The sequence below is a fragment of the Streptomyces sp. NPDC041068 genome, assembly GCF_040647455.1.
Lineage (GTDB): Bacteria > Actinomycetota > Actinomycetes > Streptomycetales > Streptomycetaceae > Streptomyces.
Window position 1 is genome coordinate 202,282 of record NZ_JBEZCG010000011.1, and the last position, 18,390, is coordinate 220,671.

The 18,390-nt window shown below is 71.1% G+C and carries 19 protein-coding genes and 1 pseudogene; 11 read left to right on the forward strand and 9 right to left on the reverse strand.

Annotated elements, in window-relative coordinates; translation table 11 throughout:
- Positions 1-238 precede the first annotated feature (238 nt).
- Positions 239-433: a hypothetical protein gene (locus AB0B50_RS25810; protein ID WP_362336404.1), complete on the reverse strand. Its 195-nt coding sequence runs from the start codon at positions 431-433 to the stop codon at positions 239-241.
- A 92-nt stretch (positions 434-525) separates the two neighbouring features.
- Here AB0B50_RS25810 and AB0B50_RS25815 point away from each other — a divergent pair, with 92 nt between their 5' ends.
- Together AB0B50_RS25815 and AB0B50_RS25820 are read left to right on the forward strand one after the other, a co-directional pair.
- Positions 526-684 (forward strand): hypothetical protein, encoded by a 159-nt coding sequence (locus AB0B50_RS25815; protein ID WP_362336407.1) that lies wholly within the window; start codon positions 526-528, stop codon positions 682-684.
- 772 nt (positions 685-1,456) lie between these two features.
- Entirely contained in the window at positions 1,457-2,014 is a 558-nt protein-coding gene (locus AB0B50_RS25820) for a DinB family protein (RefSeq protein ID WP_362336410.1), read from the forward strand.
- Positions 2,015-2,219: 205 nt separating this feature from the next.
- Here AB0B50_RS25820 and AB0B50_RS25825 read toward each other — a convergent pair whose 3' ends face one another.
- Positions 2,220-3,752, reverse strand: a complete 1,533-nt coding sequence (locus tag AB0B50_RS25825) for an MFS transporter (RefSeq protein ID WP_362336413.1) — start codon at positions 3,750-3,752, stop codon at positions 2,220-2,222.
- A 65-nt stretch (positions 3,753-3,817) separates the two neighbouring features.
- On the opposite strand from AB0B50_RS25825, the gene AB0B50_RS25830 reads away from it, so the two are divergent.
- Complete coding sequence (locus tag AB0B50_RS25830) at positions 3,818-4,492, forward strand: TetR/AcrR family transcriptional regulator (RefSeq protein ID WP_362336416.1); 675 nt, start codon at positions 3,818-3,820, stop codon at positions 4,490-4,492.
- Positions 4,493-4,570: 78 nt separating this feature from the next.
- On the opposite strand, the gene AB0B50_RS25835 is transcribed toward AB0B50_RS25830, so the two are convergent.
- Together AB0B50_RS25835 and AB0B50_RS25840 are read right to left on the reverse strand one after the other, a co-directional pair.
- Positions 4,571-4,978: an STAS domain-containing protein gene (locus AB0B50_RS25835; RefSeq protein ID WP_362336419.1), complete on the reverse strand. Its 408-nt coding sequence runs from the start codon at positions 4,976-4,978 to the stop codon at positions 4,571-4,573.
- Positions 4,979-5,186: 208 nt separating this feature from the next.
- Positions 5,187-5,462, reverse strand: a complete 276-nt coding sequence (locus tag AB0B50_RS25840; RefSeq protein ID WP_362336422.1) for a hypothetical protein — start codon at positions 5,460-5,462, stop codon at positions 5,187-5,189.
- Positions 5,463-5,590: 128 nt separating this feature from the next.
- Between AB0B50_RS25840 and AB0B50_RS25845 the strand changes: the two genes are divergently transcribed.
- From AB0B50_RS25845 to AB0B50_RS25855, 3 genes are all read left to right on the forward strand, one after another.
- The gene (locus tag AB0B50_RS25845) at positions 5,591-6,508 is read left to right on the forward strand and encodes an alpha/beta hydrolase (protein ID WP_362336425.1); all 918 of its coding nucleotides are present in this window, start codon (positions 5,591-5,593) and stop codon (positions 6,506-6,508) included.
- A gap of 65 nt (positions 6,509-6,573) precedes the next feature.
- A complete protein-coding gene (locus AB0B50_RS25850; protein WP_362336427.1) occupies positions 6,574-7,311 on the forward strand; it encodes a MerR family transcriptional regulator in 738 nt (245 codons plus the stop codon).
- Positions 7,312-7,409: 98 nt separating this feature from the next.
- A complete protein-coding gene (locus tag AB0B50_RS25855; RefSeq protein WP_362336430.1) occupies positions 7,410-8,603 on the forward strand; it encodes an NUDIX domain-containing protein in 1,194 nt (397 codons plus the stop codon).
- A gap of 2 nt (positions 8,604-8,605) precedes the next feature.
- Here AB0B50_RS25855 and AB0B50_RS25860 read toward each other — a convergent pair.
- Positions 8,606-9,267, reverse strand: a pseudogene (locus tag AB0B50_RS25860) (MBL fold metallo-hydrolase); the annotation flags it as partial.
- Between the two features lie 7 nt (positions 9,268-9,274).
- Positions 9,275-10,630 carry a dipeptidase gene (locus AB0B50_RS25865; protein WP_362336433.1) on the reverse strand — a complete coding sequence of 452 codons (1,356 nt, stop codon included), beginning with the start codon at positions 10,628-10,630 and terminating at the stop codon, positions 9,275-9,277.
- A 135-nt stretch (positions 10,631-10,765) separates the two neighbouring features.
- On the opposite strand from AB0B50_RS25865, the gene AB0B50_RS25870 reads away from it, so the two are divergent.
- The gene (locus tag AB0B50_RS25870; protein WP_362336436.1) at positions 10,766-11,968 is read left to right on the forward strand and encodes a geranylgeranyl reductase family protein; all 1,203 of its coding nucleotides are present in this window, start codon (positions 10,766-10,768) and stop codon (positions 11,966-11,968) included.
- Between the two features lie 24 nt (positions 11,969-11,992).
- Here AB0B50_RS25870 and AB0B50_RS25875 read toward each other — a convergent pair whose 3' ends face one another.
- Complete coding sequence (locus tag AB0B50_RS25875; RefSeq protein WP_362336439.1) at positions 11,993-12,541, reverse strand: nitroreductase/quinone reductase family protein; 549 nt, start codon at positions 12,539-12,541, stop codon at positions 11,993-11,995.
- A gap of 174 nt (positions 12,542-12,715) precedes the next feature.
- Between AB0B50_RS25875 and AB0B50_RS25880 the strand changes: the two genes are divergently transcribed.
- The 3 genes from AB0B50_RS25880 (at position 12,716) to AB0B50_RS25890 (ending at position 16,039) form a co-directional block, all read left to right on the forward strand.
- The gene (locus tag AB0B50_RS25880; protein ID WP_362336442.1) at positions 12,716-13,474 is read left to right on the forward strand and encodes a TetR/AcrR family transcriptional regulator; all 759 of its coding nucleotides are present in this window, start codon (positions 12,716-12,718) and stop codon (positions 13,472-13,474) included.
- Between the two features lie 619 nt (positions 13,475-14,093).
- Positions 14,094-15,377, forward strand: a complete 1,284-nt coding sequence (locus tag AB0B50_RS25885) for a sensor histidine kinase (protein ID WP_362336445.1) — start codon at positions 14,094-14,096, stop codon at positions 15,375-15,377.
- Complete coding sequence (locus AB0B50_RS25890) at positions 15,374-16,039, forward strand: response regulator transcription factor (protein ID WP_362336448.1); 666 nt, start codon at positions 15,374-15,376, stop codon at positions 16,037-16,039. The genes AB0B50_RS25885 and AB0B50_RS25890 overlap by 4 nt, the downstream gene beginning before the upstream one ends.
- On the opposite strand, the gene AB0B50_RS25895 is transcribed toward AB0B50_RS25890, so the two are convergent.
- Entirely contained in the window at positions 16,000-16,296 is a 297-nt protein-coding gene (locus AB0B50_RS25895; protein WP_362336451.1) for a DUF6332 family protein, read from the reverse strand. The two genes, AB0B50_RS25890 and AB0B50_RS25895, sit on opposite strands and share 40 nt — an antisense overlap.
- A 77-nt stretch (positions 16,297-16,373) precedes the next feature.
- Complete coding sequence (locus AB0B50_RS25900; RefSeq protein ID WP_362336454.1) at positions 16,374-17,876, reverse strand: MFS transporter; 1,503 nt, start codon at positions 17,874-17,876, stop codon at positions 16,374-16,376.
- An 89-nt stretch (positions 17,877-17,965) separates the two neighbouring features.
- Here AB0B50_RS25900 and AB0B50_RS25905 point away from each other — a divergent pair, with 89 nt between their 5' ends.
- On the forward strand, positions 17,966-18,376 hold the full coding sequence (locus tag AB0B50_RS25905) for a MarR family transcriptional regulator (protein WP_362336457.1): 411 nt from the start codon (positions 17,966-17,968) through the stop codon (positions 18,374-18,376).
- The last annotated feature ends 14 nt before the right edge of the window (positions 18,377-18,390 follow it).

An 18,390-nucleotide genomic window follows, 5' to 3' on the forward strand; every position in this document is an offset into this window, starting at 1 on the left:
TGGAGGCGGATACGGCGGCACGGGGTTGAGACGGCGACGAAGAAAGCTGCCCGGCACGCCGAGGAGGGTGCGGCCGACCTGAGCGGTCCCGGGCCGGGGGGTAGGAGGCCCAGCGATGCCATCAGGTTTCGCAGGCCACGATGCATCGCCGGGCCTCACCTCGTGCGCATTCGACGCACGAAGGGTTCTAGGTGAACCGCAGAGCCCTGCGTATCCGCACGGCCCTGACCGCAGCCGCTCAGGCGGACCGCCTCGCCGCGACATCCGAGCCGCGGTGAAGCAGGCCGCGCCGCTGGACGACGTCGACCGTGAAGTCATGCAACTGGCGTTCGCCGCAGCCGAGGAACTCGCTGTCGTATTCCAGGAGGCTGTGGCCGCGGGTGAACTGACGCAGGAAGAGGCCGAACATCTTCCAGGTGTCCCTTTCCCCCACGGGGACGAGGTGACCGATGTCCTGGACGGTGCCGTGGCGGCCCTTCCGGTCTGGGCCGCCAAGCCCTCTACGGATGCGCCAAGAGCGTCGTCATGAAGGCAAGCAGGACCATGCCCGGCAACGAGATACTTGACCTGGCCGTCGACTGCGTCGTGGGCGCTGTACCTCTGCCCGGCTTCCTGAAGAACAAGTTCAAGTCGGCCATCAAGAAGGTCATCAAGCCCATCGTGAACAAGTTCCGACGCAAGTAGCCGCACCAGGACTCCGTCCGTCCGGCGCGTGCGGCGCGCAGTCCTCCCTGAGCGCCGCACGCCCCTCCGCCGGTGGAACCAGCAGCACCCTGCACCTCGATTCCGGAGAAACCATGCACCGCCCCCTCCACCTGCCGACTCCGACCCCGGCGAGCCCCGCGCGCGCGAACTGCGCGACCAGGAGAACGACGAGATCGCCGACCGGCTGGCCGAGAAGATCACAGACGGGCTCTTCGCGGCTGGGCTCTGCGCCGTGACCGCCCTGGCAGGCACAGGAATCGGCTACGTCATCCACCGCTGGTACGGCATGGACGCCTCGGACCAGCCCTTGTTCCCCTACCTCGCCTCCCTGGCCGTACTCGCCACTCTGGGCCCATGCCCACTGCAGGCCTCGCTCCGCCTCCGTCCGCACGCGGCGGCGGACACCGACGCGGCAGGCAACACCTACCTGCGAGCCGGAACCGCGATGGTGACCGCTCTGCTCACCGCGGTACTCCTCTCACCGCGGTACTCCTCGCCAACCGCCTCGCCCTCTCCACCCTGTGGCTGTCCGGGGCGACGCTCCTGGCCTTGTGCGGGTAGGCAACTGCCCTTGTGGTGCTGCTTGTTCGCCGGATTCGGCCTCTCCTGTGCCGTACGGCGACGCGAATGGTCGTATCCGGCCATGGCCGGTATACCAACGCCGAGCCGGGTCCGTTTCGTGGGCACTCCCCCTCAACTTCCCTTCCCTGGGCGGCAGGTCCCCGCACCGCCACAGCTACACTCGCCGCCCATGACCGCAGCGAAACAGCAGACCGGCAGGGTCGAACCACCCCTCGCCGGCGACGAAGCCGCCACCCTTGTCGGCTCATTGGAACGTCAGCGTGCGACCCTGGTGTGGAAGTGCACGGGGCTGGACGCGGAGGGAATGCGGGCCACGGTGGGCGCCTCGTCCGTGACCCTGGGCGGACTGCTCAAGCACCTCGCCCTGGTCGAGGACACCCACTTCGCCCGGCTGCTGCTCGCGCAGGAGAAGCCGGGCCCGCCGTGGGACGCGGTGGACTGGGAGGCCACCCCCGACTGGGAGTGGCAGTCGGCCGCCGACGACACCCCCGAGGAGCTGCTGACGCTCTGGCAGGGCGCCGTGGCCCGCTCCCGTGAGCTGGTCGACAAGGCGTTGGCCGACGGTGGCCCGGAGCAGCTGGGCCGCTACACCACGGCCAAGGGCGAATCGCCCAGCCTGCGCCGCATCTTGATCGACATGATCGAGGAGTACGCGCGTCATGTCGGCCAGGCCGACCTCATCAGGGAGTCGGTGGACGGCCTCACGGGCGAGGACCCGCCGGGCTGACGCCAAGGGCCGTGGGACGCGCGCGGTGCACGGCCCTGACGCCAAGGACAGCGGGCCGCGCGCGGTGCACGGCCCGCTGCGGTGTGGCGTATCCGGCCCGGTCCACCTGCCCTCTCCCGCCCTACCTGGCGTATCCGTCGTACGCGTACGCATAGGGGGAGCCGCCCGGCGCACTCACACCGAGCCGCCCCCCTGGGCCCCAATCTCAAGCCCCCGCAGGCCTGATCCGATGCGCCGTGAAGATCCCGGCCGCCGCCAGCGCCGCCGTCAGCGTGAACGTCGCCGTCAGCGCGACCGACACCGACGAACCGTGCGCGTCGGACAGCGCGACCGCCGCACCCCCGAGACCGCTGAGGACGGCGACCGCCAGCGTCTGCGCCAGCTGCATCGAGCCGCTCGCCTCGCCCTGCCGGTCGGCCGTGGCCTGCTCCATGGCGTCGGTGGTCGCGGCGTTGAAGGCCACGCCCATGCCCGCGCCGCCGATCGCCCAGCCCGCCACGGCGGTCAACGCGGGCGTCGCGTCGACGAGGACGCCCAGCGCCATCACCCCGATCCCCGCGAGCAGCACCGCGAACCCCGCGGCGATCGGGACCGCCCTGGACCGGCCGCTCCAACGACTGTCGGCCCTGCCCTGCCAGGCCGCCCCGAGCACCCACGTGATCGCGCCCGCCGAAAGACCGAGCCCGGCCTCCGTGGCGCTCAACTCGCGCAGTTCGACCAGGCCGAGGGGCAGGAAGGCCTCGCTTCCGAAGTAGGCGCCGCACAGCAGGAAGCGCAGGACGACACCCGTCGGAACACCGCGCCGGACGGCGAGCGTGCCCGCCGGTGTGACCGAGCGCAACGCGAGGACGGCCGCGGCACCGCCGACGAGAACGAGCGGAATCAGCAGGGCCGGTTGACGCAGTTCGAGCCCCGCGAGCAGGACGCCGGTACCGGCGGCGAGCAGCACGCTGCGTGCCACGGGCGTGGCCCACCACGGCCCGTCGCTCGGGACGGCGGCCCGGTCGGGCCCGCCGAGCCTGCGCAGTTGGGGCAGCGTGAGTACGGCGGCCAGGGCGACCAGCGGAAGCAGCAGCACGAACACACCGCGCCAGGAGACGTGGTCGGAGATCAGGGCGGCGATCGTCGGACCGATCAGTGACGGGACGGTCCAGCCGCCCGACACGAGCGCGAACATACGGGCGCGCAGCCGCTGGGGGTAGGCGAGCGCGATCGCGGTGTACGCGAGCGCCATGACGGCTCCGACGCCGAGCCCCTGCAGGAAGCGCCCGGCGAGGAACAAGGGCCAGTTCGCGGCGGAGCCCGCCACCGCGCACCCGACGGCGAAGACGGCGAGACCGATGGCCAACGGCCGTGCGGGGCCACGCCGGTCGGCGGCGCGGCCTGCGGCGACGGTGCCGATGAGGTTGGCCAGCATCAGCGCGGACAGACCCCAGCCGTAGGCGCCGAGGCCGCCGAGTCTCCCCGCGATCTCCGGCAGGACGGTGGCCACGCCCATCGACTCGAAGGCGACGAGGCCGACCGAGAGGACGATGCCCCAGGTCAGCGCGGCGTAGGGCGCACGGAACACGCTGTCGTGAGCGTTTTCGTGAGCAACACCGGGAGCGCCCTCGTTCGCGCTCGCATCGGGCTCATCGCTCGCATCGAGCTCATCGCGCTCATCGCGCTCGTCCCCGTTCTCGCGTACGGCTGTGGGCTCGGTGAGCACATGGTCGGCGGCCGATTCCTGCTCGGACAAGGCAGCCCCTCCTTATGTTTCGATCCGGAACGGAACGAAATCACATGCTACCTATACTGCTCTCCATGGCAACCCCCGACTCCGCATCCCGTGCCGCCCGCCCTGCGGGACGCCCTCGTGACAGCCGGCTGGACGAGGCGATCCTGACGGCGACGCAGGAGTTGCTGGAGGAGGGCGGCTATCCCGGCCTGACGATGGAGGCGGTGGCACGGCGCGCGGGCACGACGAAGCCGGCGATCAGGCGCCGCTGGCCGTCCCGTCAGCACCTGGTCATCGCGGCCCTGGCCGACACGATGGGCACGGCGCCGACGCCCGACACCGGGTGTACGCACTGCGATCTGATCGAGGGCATCGACACGCTCAGCCGTGCCTTCGGCGGCAGCCTCGGCCGCCGTACGCTGCCCGCGCTGATGGCCGAACTGGCCGACGACCCCGAGCTGGACCGCGTCTTCACCGAGACGATCTTCCATCCCCGGCGGGTCACCACCGAGGCGGCCCTGCGGCGCGGGATCGAGCGCGGCGACATCGGCCCCGACGCCGACATCGACCTGCTGCTCGACATGCTCGGTGCCACGACGTACCACCGGGTCCTGTTCGGGCATCTGCCCGTGACGGACTCGCTCGCGCATGACGTGGTGATGACGGTCATGGGCGGTGCGGCGACGCCGAGTTGGCGCGACCACTACCAGCGCCACCACAAGCCCGCGAAGCCCCGAAGGCGCCCGCTGCACACGGGTTGACGGGGCTGGTCGTACGACGCGCTGACGGGTTGTCCATGCGGCGCGGCAGGCCGTGCGCCCGGGGGGAGAGGGGGCGGCTCACTCCTTGTCGTAGCGGTCGTCGCCGTCACACGATTCGAGCATCGCCGCCCCCAACGTCGGTGCCGGTGACAGGACTCCGGTGAGGTTCGTGATGCGCAGGATGCGCAGCGTCAGCGGGTGTGCGCAGACGACGCGGAGTTGGCCGCCACGGGTTCTCACCCGCCGGTGGGCGCGCATCAGCAACGAGATCCCGGAACAGTCGAAGAAGGCGACCTGGCTGAGGTCGACGATCACGATCGGCTCCGGGCCCGCGGCCACGGCGTCCAGCAGCGACACCGTCTGCTGGTAGGCGACGAGGTCGATCTCGCCGTGCAGTTCGACGACGACCGCGCGGTCGAGTCCGTACACCCGCGGTGGTTGATCGGAGCGTTCGCTCGCGTTCTCGCTCAGTTGGTCCTGCTGCATCCATCCCCCCAGCGCCGACGCCGACACACCCCGGAAGGGGTGCGGTGCAACGGGAGTGCCAGTTGTCAGAGGTCACCGGGGACTGGGGCGCCTGTTGGTTCACGCTAGCGGGCACCGGCGCACTCTGGAGTGCGGGAACGATTCACGGAAGTGCGTCGCCACACGTTGGGGTGAAGATGGGTAAATTTCCTTGACAGAAGCTTGAACTTCAGAACGGCACGACAAGCCCGTGTTCCCGCAATGTCAGCAGCGCCCGGCCCATGCATTGCTCGACCGAGGCCCCGTCGGCCCTGATTCCATGGGCCAGCGGCCCACCACCGGCGGCAAAGGTCCACGCGGGCCGACCTTCCTGCATGCGTTCCGCATCGACCCGGATCATGGCCCCCACGCCCTGCTCACCGAGCCACTCCAGAACGAGCAGCGTCACCTCCTCGACCCCCTGGTCGGGATCCCACTCGGGCCACCGCCCTTTTGTCCTGGTCATGGCTGAACCCTACGAGCCTCCCTTGCGCCGGCCTCCACGCTGCTCCGCGCGAGAGCAGGCGCTTCCCCACGTGACCTCGCCTTGAAGGTGTTGACCCTGCCCCTGCGTCAGGGTTGGAGGGTGGGCGCATGACGAACCACAGCACTTCCCCGACCCGGCTCGCGCCCGTGCCGCCGGCCGGAGGGTTTCAAGAGATCGACGGCCGCCGCGTCTTCGTGCACCGGGCGGGCAGCGGCGGACCGGCCGTGGTGTTCCTGCCGGGTGCCGGTGCGGTCGGCCTGGACTACTTCGGCGTACAGCAGGAGGTCGCACGGTTCACCACCGCCGTCCTGTACGACCGCGGCGGCACCGGTTTCAGCGATGACCTGCCGCTGCCGCGCACCGCGGCCGACGTCGCCACCGAACTGCGCGAACTGCTGCGCGCCCAGGGCATCGCCGCCCCCTACGTCCTCGCGGCGCACTCCCTCGGCGGCTTCTTCGCGCACCGGTTCGCGCAGCTGTATCCGCAGGACGTGGCGGGGCTGGTCTGGATGGACGCCTTCCACCGAGGCTGGGACGACGCCATGCCGTCCGAGGCGAGTCTGGCGTCGGTCGAGCGGATGGCCCCTGACCGGGAGCAGTTGGAACGGATGCGCCCGGCCCTGCGCGCGATGGCCGCCGAGCTGCTCGCGGACTACCCGGAGGACCTGCGGCGGGCGCTGACCGAGGCCAAGGTGAGCGACCGATGGACGGAGAGCGGTATCGCGGAGCGCTCCAGGCTGGCCGCGCTCGCGACCGAGCTGCAGGCCGGGCCGAACATCCCCGACGTCCCGGTGATCGCCCTCACCGTGGTGGGCGTCGACCCCGGCCAGCGGGCGCTGACATCGCAGCGGACGCTGCAGGAGATGATCGACGGCAGGACGGCACTGGACGCGGCCCTGGCGAACGCGGTCTCGCACGGGGAACAGCGCATCATCTCCGACACCGCGCACCACCGGCTCTGCTTCGACCGGCCCGATGCCGTGGTGCAGGCGGTCCGAGACGTCGTCGACCGAGCTCGCCCTTAGACTCACCAGGCACGACCAGGTCGTACGAAGAGTCGTACGACGAACCAGTGGAGCCAAGGGGAACGGTGCTCACGATCAGCCGGCTCGCGGCAACCGCAGGCGTGACCGTGCGCACCGTTCGCCACTACCACCACGTCGGCCTGTTGCCCGAGCCGGAGCGCGACGCCTCCGGCTACCGCCGCTACCCCGCGCAGGCGGCGGTGGACCTCATCCGGATCAGGACCCTCGCCGACGCCGGGGTGCCCCTGGCCCGCATCGACGCGCTGCTGCGCGCACAGCCGACCGAATTCGCCGCCGCCGTCACGGACATCGACGCCGCCCTGCAACGCAAGATCGACCAGCTCACCGAGAACCGCCGCAGGATCGCCGAACTGGCCAGTGGCGAAAGGCTCGTCCTGCCTCCCGAGGTGGTCGCCGTCCTGGACCGGATGCGCGGCCTCGGAGTCAGCGAACGCAGGGTACGGCTCGAGCGCGACGCATGGATCCTGATGCAGGCGCTGGACCCGCAGATCGTGCCGCAGCGGATCCGGGACAAGAACGCCGGCTTCGACGACCCCGAGACGACGCGCCTGTACCTTGCCTGTGATCAGGCGGTCGACTGGGACCCGGACGATCCACGCCTGGCCCGGCTCATCGACGACCTGGACGCCTGGGAGATCGAACACGAACGGGACGGCAGCCGCCCCGGATACATGAAGCTGGTCTCCGCCCAGATCTCGGACGCGTCACCGGCCTGGCAACGCATCATGGAAGCCCTCGCCCACCGAGCCGAGCGACGCCGGCCCGCCGGGCGCACCGACTGACCCCGGCCGACCTGCTCGGCTCCTCTCCCATCAGCGTCTGGTTTCCATGGCAGGGTGTTGCGGGCAAGCCACAGGGGGCCAACAGAAGAGGGGGAACCGTGATCGTCTGGATCAACGGCGCGTTCGGTGCGGGGAAGACCAGCGCCGCACGGGAACTGATCGAGCTGATCCCGAACAGCACACTCTTCGACCCGGAGGTCATCGGCGGCGCGCTGCCCTATCTGCTGCCGCCCAAGCGCCTTGCCGAGGTGAGCGATTATCAGGACCTGCCCATCTGGCGTCGGCTCGTCGTCGACACGGCGGCCGCGCTGCACGGCGAGGTGGGCGGCGTGCTCGTGGTGCCGATGACACTGCTGCGCCAGGAGTACCGCGACGAGATCTTCGGAGGTCTCGCCTCCCGCAGGATCCCGGTGCGCCACGTCGTGCTCGCCCCGGACGAAACGATCCTGCGCGAGCGAATAGCCGGCCGCGACGTGCCGCCGGAGCTGCCTGATGGCGACGTCCGCGTACGGCAGTGGTCGTCCGACCACATCGAGCCCTACCGCACCGCCCTCAACGGCTGGCTCGGCACGGACGCCCATCGCATCGACACCAGCGCCCTCACTCCTTACGAGACCGCCGAACGTCTCGCCGACGCCGTCCGTACGGGCGCCGCCTCCGTCTGCGACATCGTGCAGACACCGGAGCCCACCGCGGAGACCCTCGCCGCCGGAGTGCTCCTCTTCGACGAGCAGGACCGCGTGCTGCTCGTCGACCCGACGTACAAGGCCGGATGGGAGTTCCCCGGCGGCGTCGTCGAGCCCGGCGAGGCCCCCGCGCGCGCGGGCGTGCGCGAGGTGGCCGAGGAGACCGGCATCCAACTCGTGGGCACCCCCCGCCTGTTGGTCGCCGACTGGGAGCCGCCCCACCCGCCCGGCTACGGCGGGATGCGGCTCCTCTTCGACGGCGGGCGGCTCGACAGCGGCGAGGTCCATATGCTGCTGCCCGGCCCCGAACTGCGCGCCTGGCGCTTCGTCACCGAGGACGAGGCTGCCGACCTGCTGCCCGCCGTGCGCTACGAACGGCTGCGCTGGGCACTGCGCGCACGCGAGCGCGGGGCCACGCTCTACCTGGAGGCAGGCGTCCCCGTCGAGGGAGCGACAGGAGCCGAGGGAGCGGCAGGAGCCGAGGGAGCGGCAGGAGCCGGGGGAGTGGCGGGGGCAGTGGGAGCCGGGGGAGCGGTGGGAGCAGTGGGGGTCGAAGGAATCGACGGGACCGAGCGCGCCGAAGGGCTCGACAGGCTCGACGGGTAGGCTTCCGCCGACGCCCGCAGCACCGCCGACGCCCGCTCCCTCGCCGGGTCCCCGTGCCCGAAGCACGCCACCTCGTGCTCCAGCGCCGCCAGCCTTCGGAACGACGCGAGCGCGCGGTCCCCGTCCAGGTTGAGCACACCGGGCATCACCTGTCCGTCCACGGGCGACGCGGCCACCGCATCGCCCGTGAACAGCACCCCGCGCGCGGGCAGATGGACGGCGATGCTGCCTCCGTGTGCCCGGGGGCTCCGATCACGTGCGCGCCGCCGCCGAGGTCCAGGGTGTCGCCGTCCTCCAACTCCCGTACCTCGGCGGGCAGGGCCGGGTTCGAGGGTGGCGGGGGAAGCAGCTTCGCCGCCGCGTGCAGCGGCACCTCCCGGTCCTCGGCCACCGGCTCCGGGCCCACGGCTTCCCCTCGTACGAAAGGCGCGTCCAGGCGGTGCGCGTACACCGGGGCGCCGCTGAGCGCCGCGAACTCGCCCGCTCCGCCCACGTGGTCCTCGTGGAGACGCGTCAGCACGATCCGTCGTACGTCGGTGGGGCGCAGCCCGAGGCCGGTCACCGCCGTCGCCATCTCCTGACCGGCGCCGACGGCGTCCGCGTCGGTCAGGCTCAACTCGGCGCCGTCGCGCCACGGATAGGCCTGGCCGACGGGGAAACGGAGCGGGCGGTCAGTTCGCCGCGTACTTCTGCAGGAACAGCGCCTCCGCCACCGAGAGGCGCTCCAACTCCTCAGGAGAAACGCTCTCGTTGACCGCGTGGATCTGCGCCTCCGGCTCGCTCAGACCGATCAGGAGGATCTCCGCGCTCGGGTACAGCGACGAGAGGGTGTTGCACAGCGGGATCGAGCCGCCCTGGCCCGCGTACTGCATCTCCTCGCCGGGGTAGGCCTCGCCCATCGCCTCGGCCATCGCCGCGTACGCCGGGCTGGTGGTGTCCGCGCGAAACGGCTGGCCCTGCCCGATCTGCTCCGTGCGCACCCGCGCGCCCCACGGGGTGTGCGCCTCCAGGTGCGCCTGCAGCAGCTTCGTCGCCTCGGCCGCGTCCACGCCCGGCGGCACCCGCAGGCTGATCAGCGCCCGCGCGGCCGCCTGCACCGACGGCGTCGCGCCGATCACCGGCGGGCAGTCGATGCCGAGGACCGTGACGGCGGGGCGCGCCCAGATGCGGTCGGCGACGGTGCCCTCGCCGATCAGCTCGACGCCGTCGAGGACCTTCGCGTCCTTGCGGAAGTCGGCTTGCTCGTACTGAAGGCCGTCCCAGACGGTGTCGCTCGTCAGACCGTCGATCGTCGTCGAGCCGTCCTCGGCGCGCAGCGAGTCCAGCGTGCGCACCAGCGCGCCGAGGGCGTCCGGGGCCGCGCCGCCGAACTGCCCCGAGTGCAGGTTGCCTTCGAGGGTGTCGACACTGATGCGTACGAGGGTCATGCCGCGCAGCGTCGACGTCACCGTCGGCAGACCGACCCGGAAGTTGCCCGCGTCACCGATGACGATCGTGTCGGCCGTGAGCAACTCGGGGTGCTCCTCGGCGTACCGTTCGAGGCCGCCCGTGCCCTGCTCCTCCGAGCCCTCCGCGATCACCTTCACGTTCACGGGGACGCCGCCGTTCGCCTTCAGGGCGCGCAGCGCGAGCAGGTGCATGATGACGCCGCCCTTGCAGTCGGCGCTGCCCCGGCCGTACCAACGGCCGTTGCGCTCGGTCAGCTCGAAGGGGGGCGTGGCCCACGCGGCCTCGTCGAGCGGCGGCTGGACGTCGTAGTGCGCGTACAGCAGGACGGTCGGCGCGCCCTCGGGGCCCGGCAGGAAGCCGTACACCGACTGGGTGCCGTCCGGGGTGTCGAGCAGCGCGACGTCCTGGAATCCCTCGGTGCGGAGCGCGTCGGCCACCCAGTTCGCGGCGGCCTCGCTCTCGCTCTTGGGGAACTGGTCGAAGTCCGCCACCGACTTGAAGGCCACCAGTTCGGTGAGCTCCGCCTTCGCCTTCGGCATCAGTGAGGCGACGGTCTCGGCGATCGGATTCCGCGACATGGGCACGCTCCTCGTAGGTGCGACGTTGTACGTGTGGGTACATGTGATCCTCCCACAGGAGGGACCCGAGGGCCTCCGCCGTAGGATGCCTGAGGACAGCGCGGCCAACAGCGGGATCAGGAGCGGTAGACCAACGTGAGCAGCGAGAACTCAGCGGACGACACCCGGCACGTGTGGGACGTCGTCGTGGTCGGAGCCGGCCCCGCGGGGGCCTCTGCGGCCTACGCGGCAGCGGTCGCGGGACGCAGCGTGCTGCTCCTGGAGAAGGCCGAACTGCCCCGGTACAAGACGTGCGGCGGCGGCATCATCGGCCCCTCGCGCGACGCCCTGCCGCCCGGCTTCGAGCTTCCCTTCCGCGACCGGGTGCACGCGGTGACGTTCTCCCTCGACGGCAAGTTCACCCGCACCCGCCGCTCCCGGCAGATGCTCTTCGGCCTGATCAACCGCTCCGAGTTCGACCAGCAGCTCGTCGAGCACGCGCAGAAGGCGGGCGTCGAGCTGCGCACCGGCGTCACCGTCGCGCGCGTGGAGCAGCACGGCCCCGAGGTGCCCGACCGGCGCACCGTCGCGGTCGTGCTGCAGGGCGGCGAGACGCTGCTTGCCCGCGCCGTGGTCGGAGCGGACGGCAGCGCCAGCCGCATAGGAGCGCATGTCGGCGTGAAGCTCGACCAGGTCGACCTGGGCCTGGAGGCCGAGATCCCGGTGCCGGAGACCGTCGCCGAGGACTGGGCGGGCCGGGTGCTCATCGACTGGGGCCCGATGCCGGGCAGTTACGGCTGGGTGTTCCCCAAGGGCGACACCCTCACCGTCGGTGTGATCTCCGCGCGCGGCGAAGGCGCGGCCACCAAGCGGTACTTGGAGGACTTCATCGCCCGTCTCGGCCTCGCGGGCTTCGAGCCGAGCATCTCCTCGGGGCATCTGACGCGCTGCCGCAGCGACGACTCGCCGCTCTCGCGCGGCCGGGTCCTGGTCTGCGGTGACGCGGCGGGGCTCCTGGAGCCGTGGACCCGCGAGGGCATCTCCTTCGCGCTGCGCTCCGGGCGGCTCGCGGGGGAGTGGGCGGTGCGGATCGGCGAGGCGCACGACGCGGTGGACGCCCGCCGCCAGGCGCTGAACTACGCCTTCGCCGTCAAGGCGGGCCTCGGCGTCGAGATGAGCGTGGGGCGCCGCATGCTGCAGGTCTTCGAGCGCCGTCCTGGCGTGCTGCACGCGGCGATCACGGGCTTCCGCCCCGCGTGGAACGCCTTCGCGAAGATCACACGCGGCTCGACGACGCTGGGCGAGCTGGTCCGCACGCATCCGCTGGCGGGACGGGCGCTGAGCGCGCTGGACCGCTAGCTGAGCGCGTGGGACCGCTAGGGGTCACTTCTTCTCGTCGTTCTTCTTCTTGCTCCTGCTGTTCTTCTTGCTGCTCTTCTTCGCGTTCAGCACGGTGATGCGGAAGACGGGGTGGTCGGGCGCGGCCGCCAGGATCTCCTCGTCGGAGGACTGCGCGGTCACGCCCTTGAAGTACTGGTTGACCTCCCAGCCCCACCGCTCCAGATAGCCGCGCAGCAACGGCAGCTTCTCGGCGTCGGGCACCTCCACGGCGGTGAACTCCCGTACCTTGCGCCCCACCCGCAGCTCGCCGCCGCCGGCCACGCGCATGTTGCGCACCCACTGGGAGTGCCCGCGCGCCGATACCAGGTACTGCCCGTGGTCGCCCTCGCCCTCGCCCTCGCCCTCGTGCGTGTACGGGTTCACGGGGATGCGCTGCATCTTGCCGCTCTTGCGGCCCCGCACGGAGAGTTCGGCGCTGCCCATCAGGCTGACGCCGTGCCGCGCGAGCCAGCCGATCACGCCGTTGAGGCGGACGTTGAGGGGGCTGCCCTTGAGGTAGTAGGGGGACTGGGCTGCGGACGTCGACGACATGGTGGTTCCTCCGGGAGAAGCGGTTGGGAGAGCACTGCTCTCGCTTGGGAGCAGTGTGTACGAGATCGGTGGACCAAAGCAAGAGCAGCGCTCTCTAAAAGTTGCGGTGGTCTCGTTACGGGTCGACGCTCTCGTCTGTGTGCACCGCTCCGCCTTCGTGGCACACTGGCCCGCATGAGTAGTGCGAGCGGAAGTGCGAGCAGTAGTGCGAGCGGCGGTGCCAGCAGCAGGGCCGGCGGTAGTGCAGCCAAGGGAGCCCGCGCCCGCGCCCGCGAAGAAGTGACCCTGGCGATCAAGGACGAGGCCCGCAGACAGCTGGCGGCCGAGGGTGCCGCCAAGCTCTCCCTGCGCGCCGTCGCCCGCGAGCTCGGCATGGTCTCCTCTGCGCTGTACCGCTACTTCCCCAGCCGCGACGACCTCCTGACCGCGCTCATCATCGACGCGTACGACTCCCTCGGCGCCGCAGCCGAGACCGCACACGCGGGAGTCGCGGGGCAGCAGCCCGTGCGGCGGTGGACGGCGGTGTGCGAGGCGGTGCGTACGTGGGCGCTGGCGCATCCCCACGAGTACGCGCTCATCTACGGCTCGCCCGTCCCCGGCTACAGCGCGCCCCCCACCACGGTCCGGGCCGCCGCGCGCGTGGGGCAGCTGCTCATCGACATCGTGCGCGACGCCCATCAGGGCCGGGGCATCGCCGTGCAGCCCCTGCCCGCCGGGATGCGCACGGAGGGCGAGCGGCTCGCCGCGGACCTCGCTCCCGATCTCCCGCCGGCGGCCGCCGCCGCGATGGTCGCCGCGTGGGCGCAGCTGTTCGGCCTGGTGGGCTTCGAGGTGTTCGGCCAGTTCAACCGCGTCGTCGAGGACCGCGAGGTGTTCTTCTCCTACTCGGTGACGCAACTGGCGCATGGCGTAGGGCTGTTGCCGCAGGGCTGAGCCGCGGCATTATCAGCTACTTCTGGGTTGCTCGCCTACAACTTCTGTTATTCGGCGCAAACAGCAGAACGTCGCCAGGGGCCGCCCATAGAGTGACCAACGAGCTGGCGCGCAGAGCCCTTCCCGACTCTTCCGAGGACGTCCCGGAAAAGGAAGGAGGGTGATCGGTGAACCCGCTCGATGAGCCGCCAGACTGGACGTACTGGTCTCTGGTGGTCATGTTGATCCAGATGGCGCTGGATCTGACCGTGCAGATCAACTCAGTTGTCTAGTCTGACGCGCTCACCCCGGGGGTCGACCTTGCGGTCGGCCCCCACCTCTTTGTGCTGCTGATGCGGAGCACCACTCGTACTGACCGTACATGCCAGGCGAAGTGGGCACCTGAGATCCAAGGTATTGGCGTGAGCTGCCGGAGACCAGGAATTGAAGATCGCTTCGGCCTGACGGTCCGTTTCTCTGACAGGCGGGGCCCGGAAGTGCCACTATGCCCCGCGCCGGCCGCGGGTGGCGATGACGGCCCGCCGCCCTGGACATCGAGGCATCTACTCCCGCAGGAGTACACGTGATCGCCACGCCCGTCGGACGCCCCGGCCGCCGCCCGACGTCTAGCGTGACCGTCATGGACGAGCAGCGCGAACGCAGGCCGGGCCCAGGCGGCCCGCCTTGGTGGAACTGGGCCCCTTGGGGCCCCTGGACCCCCTGGAACCCCGCCCCCGAGGAGGGTGGGGGCCGCCGACTGCCCTGGCTCACGACGCTCGCGCTCACCGCCTTCGTGCAGATCGGCTCCAGTTTCGCGGAGCACGGTCAGCTCGACCGAGTGGAGCTCAATCCCTTCGCCAGGCTGCTCCTGTTCCTGGCCACGGCGGTCCTGCTGCTGCGCCACCGCCACCCCGTCCTCGTCGCCTACGCCACCGCCGCGGTCACGCTCGTCTACATCGGTGCCGGATTCCCGTACGGCCCGATCTTCCTGGCCGTCGCCGTGAGCTGCTTCGCCGCCGTCGTCGCGGGGCACCGGCGCGCGGCCTGGGGAGCGGTCGGCATGCTCTGGGGCGGGCACCTGCTGATCGCGCACTGGCTCTACCGCTGGCTGCCGCCCGGCGGCGACGAGGTCGTCCGCTCCTGGGGCGAGGAACTCGTCGTCGCCGTCTGGGTCGTGGCGATCGTCGCCGTCTCCGAACTCGGCCGCCTGCGCCGCGAGCAGTGGGCCAAGGAACGCGCCGAGCGCGCTCAGGCGGCGAAGCGGCGCGCGGACGAGGAGCGGCTGCGGATGGCGCGCGAACTGCACGACGTCCTCGCGCACAGCATCTCCGTCATCAACGTCCAGGCGGGCATGGGCCTCGCCCTGCTCGACTCCGACCCCGAACAGGCCCGCACCGCGCTGACCACCATCAAGGCCGCGAGCAAGGAGGCGCTGGGGGAGGTGCGTCAGGTCCTGGACACCCTGCGGGCCCCGGGCGACGCGCCCCGCGCCCCCGCGCCCGGCCTCGACCGCCTGCCCGAACTCGTCGAACAGGCCAAGAGCACGGGGCTGACCGTCGACGTCACCACCGAGGGCACCCGTACGAAGGTGCCGCCCGGCACGGACCTCGCCGCGTTCCGCATCGTCCAGGAGGCGCTGACGAACGTCGTACGCCACTCCGGATCACGCCACGCGCGCGTGCTCGTGCACTACGAACCGGCCGCCCTCACCCTGCGCGTCGACGACGACGGGCCCGCCACCGGCGCGGACGCGGGCGGCAGCGGCAACGGACTTGCCGGGATGCGGGAGCGCGCGGCGGCCCTTGATGGCACGATCGAGGCGGGCCCGCGGCCGGACGGCGGCTTCCGCGTGACCGCCGTGCTGCCCCTGCCGCCGGGCGGCGGAGGTCCCAAGGCCCGCACCGCACCCCGGGAGGACCAGTGATCCGCGTACTGCTCGCCGACGACCAGTCCCTGGTCAGGGCGGGGTTCAAGGCACTCCTCGACGCACAGCCGGACATCGCGGTGGCGGGGGAGGCCGCGGACGGCGAGGAGGCGGTGCGGCTGGTGCGGGAGCTGCGCCCCGATGTCGTCCTGATGGACATCCGCATGCCGCTGCTCGACGGGCTCGCCGCCACGCGCAGGATCACCGACGAACCCGGCCTGGACGGCGTGAAGGTGGTCATGCTCACCACCTTCGAACTCGACGAGTACGTCTTCGAGGCGATCCGCTCCGGAGCGTCGGGCTTCCTCGTCAAGGACACCGAGCCGGACGAACTGCTGCGCGCGGTGCGGGCGGTGGTCGAGGGCGACGCACTGCTCTCGCCGGGCGTGACCCGCCGTCTGATCGCCGAGTTCGCGGCCCGTTCCAAGGAGCCCGCGGCCGCCGACTCCCTCGGTGAACTCACCGAGCGGGAGCGGGAAGTGATGGCCCTGGTCGGCATCGGCCTGTCGAACGAGGAGATCGCCCGCCGCCTGGTCGTCAGCCCTCTCACCGCCAAGACGCACGTGAGCAGGACCATGGTGAAGCTGGGCGCCCGCGACCGGGCCCAATTGGTCGTTCTGGCCTATGAGTCGGGCCTGGTGCGGCCGGGCTGGCTGGGCTGAGCGGACGCGCGCCGCCGCCGCGCGGGGACCGACGTCCGCCGGTGTTGCAGGAGGACCGTCGCCGCGGTCGCGACGAAGGCGGCGGCCGCGGCGATCTGGCCGGCCCGGATGAAGGTGTCGGGCGACGTCACGCCGAGCGCGTGGGCGTACCCCGCTACGGCCAGGAACGCGGCACCGGCGAGGACCGCCGCGAGAACCAGGGCGTAGACGATCTCGATGGTGTTCGCGTCCCGTTCGGTCTGTGTCCTGTGCTCCATCGCTCCAGTGTCGGGCCAAGCGCCCCCGCAGGGCAAACAACTGCCGGGCGGAGGCGCTGTGCGGGAACCCGGTGCGCTCAGTCGCGGACCGCCAGGCGCTCCCGCCCCGCCGCCTGCTCGGGCGCCTGCTCGGGCACCGACTTGGCGACGACGACCGTCTCCTGCGTACGCCGCGAACGCAGCCCTGTCAGGGTGATCAGGAGTCCGGCGACCGCGATCGACGTCACCACGATCAGGCCGGGCCGGAAGCTGTCGAGGACGGCCTGCGGCGAGGAGTCCCCGTCGTGGGAGGAGGCGGTGACCACGGCCGTGACGACGGCGAGGAAGATCGCGCCGCCCACCTGGATCGAGGTGTTGAGCAGCCCGGAGACCATGCCCTGTTCGTCGTCGTGCACGCCGTTGGTGGCCTGGATGTTGAGCGAGGGGAAGACCAGGGCGCACGCGAAGCCGAGCAGGACCATGGAGGGCAGCACCACGGACGCGTACGCCGGAGTCAGGCTGATCCGCAGGAACAGCACGTACGAGGCGACGAGCAGCACGAAGCCGACCACGATGACGCGCGGCGTGCCGAACCGGTCGATGACCGAGCCGACCTTCGTCGACGACAGGGCGACGAGCGCGCCCGCGGGCAGGAAGGCGAGCGCGGTCTGAAGGGCGGACCAGCCGAGCAGCGACTGGAAGTACTGCGTGGCCAGGAACTGGAAGGAGACGTATCCGCCGAAGAACGTCATCGCACCCAGCTGCGCCCGCAGTTGAGGGCCCGAGCGCAGCACGCCGAGCCTGATCAGCGGGCTCGCGGTGCGCAGTTCGATGCGTACGAAGGCGGCGAGCAGCACGGCCGCGACGAGGAACGACAGGAGGGTGCGGGCCGAGGCCCAGCCGACCTCGGGGGCCTCCACCACGGTGAAGACGAGGAGCAGCATGGCCGCCGTGCCGGTGACGGCGCCCGGTACGTCGTAGCCGCCCTTGTTCTCCTCGCGGGCGCTGCGCGGGATCAGCTTGATGCCGGCGATCAGCGCGAGGAGCGCGATGGGTGCGGGCAGCAGCATCGTCAGGCGCCAGCTGGCCTCGGTGAGCAGCCCCGACAGGACGAGGCCCATGGAGAAGCCGGTGGCGGCGCAGGTGGTGTAGATGGTGAGCGCGCGGTTGCGGACCGGGCCCTCGGCGAACGTCGTGGTGATGATGGACAGACCCGCGGGCGCGGTGAACGCGGCGCTCAGCCCCTTGATGAAGCGGCTGGCGATGAGCAGCGGCCCGGAGTCGACGAATCCGCCGAGCAGCGAGGCGAGCGCGAAGACGGCGAGCGCGATGAGGAAGACCCGGCGGCGGCCGAGCAGGTCGGCGGCCCGTCCGCCGAGGAGCAGCAGTCCTCCGTAGCCGAGGATGTAGCCGCTGACGACCCACTGCAGGGTCGAGGTGGAGAGGTCCAGTTCGGAGCCGATGGAGGGCAGGGCGACACCGACCATCGACACGTCGAGTGCGTCGAGGAACATCGCGGCGCAGAGCACCAGCAGAGTGCCCCACAGGCGCGGGGTCCAGCGCTCCGGGGACGTGGAGGCAGCTGTGAGCGGAGAAGTCATGAGGAGTAAGGTACATGCACATGCATTGAATGCAAGTGCATTTAATGACGATGCAATAAAGGGGTGAATCTCTGCTAACGTGCGGTGTCATGGCGGCGAAAACGGCCGAGCAGGGGCTCGTGGATCAATGGCGGGAGATCCTCGCGGTGCATGCGCGCACACTGTGCGAGCTCGACCGTGAGCTGCATCCGCACGGCCTGGGGGCGAGCGACTTCGAGGTCCTCGACGTCCTCGCGGAGGGCTCGTCGGACGACGGCGGCTGCACGTTCCGTGTGCAGGAGATCTCCGCACAGGTCCATCTGAGCCAGAGTGCGCTCTCCCGCCTCATCGGGCGCCTGGAGAAGGACGGTCTCGTGGAGCGCGGCATGTGCAGCGAGGACCGGCGGGGCGTGCGCGTCTCCCTCACCGGCAAGGGACGTGAACTGCACCGCGAGGTGCGGCCCCTGCAGCGGGCGGTCCTCAAGCGGATGCTCGACGGCTCCGGGGATTGCGGCGCCTGAGCACCCGCCCGCGG

Coding starts and splice junctions, on each gene's coding strand:
- AB0B50_RS25815 (WP_362336407.1), top strand. CDS start 526: ATGAAGGCAAGCAGGACCATGCCCGGCAACGAGATACTTGACCTGGCC.
- AB0B50_RS25820 (WP_362336410.1), top strand. CDS start 1,457: ATGACCGCAGCGAAACAGCAGACCGGCAGGGTCGAACCACCCCTCGCC.
- AB0B50_RS25830 (WP_362336416.1), top strand. CDS start 3,818: ATGGCAACCCCCGACTCCGCATCCCGTGCCGCCCGCCCTGCGGGACGC.
- AB0B50_RS25835 (WP_362336419.1), bottom strand. CDS start 4,978: ATGCAGCAGGACCAACTGAGCGAGAACGCGAGCGAACGCTCCGATCAA.
- AB0B50_RS25840 (WP_362336422.1), bottom strand. CDS start 5,462: ATGACCAGGACAAAAGGGCGGTGGCCCGAGTGGGATCCCGACCAGGGG.
- AB0B50_RS25845 (WP_362336425.1), top strand. CDS start 5,591: ATGACGAACCACAGCACTTCCCCGACCCGGCTCGCGCCCGTGCCGCCG.
- AB0B50_RS25865 (WP_362336433.1), bottom strand. CDS start 10,630: ATGTCGCGGAATCCGATCGCCGAGACCGTCGCCTCACTGATGCCGAAG.
- AB0B50_RS25875 (WP_362336439.1), bottom strand. CDS start 12,541: ATGTCGTCGACGTCCGCAGCCCAGTCCCCCTACTACCTCAAGGGCAGC.
- AB0B50_RS25880 (WP_362336442.1), top strand. CDS start 12,716: ATGAGTAGTGCGAGCGGAAGTGCGAGCAGTAGTGCGAGCGGCGGTGCC.
- AB0B50_RS25885 (WP_362336445.1), top strand. CDS start 14,094: ATGGACGAGCAGCGCGAACGCAGGCCGGGCCCAGGCGGCCCGCCTTGG.
- AB0B50_RS25895 (WP_362336451.1), bottom strand. CDS start 16,296: ATGGAGCACAGGACACAGACCGAACGGGACGCGAACACCATCGAGATC.
- AB0B50_RS25900 (WP_362336454.1), bottom strand. CDS start 17,876: ATGACTTCTCCGCTCACAGCTGCCTCCACGTCCCCGGAGCGCTGGACC.
- AB0B50_RS25905 (WP_362336457.1), top strand. CDS start 17,966: ATGGCGGCGAAAACGGCCGAGCAGGGGCTCGTGGATCAATGGCGGGAG.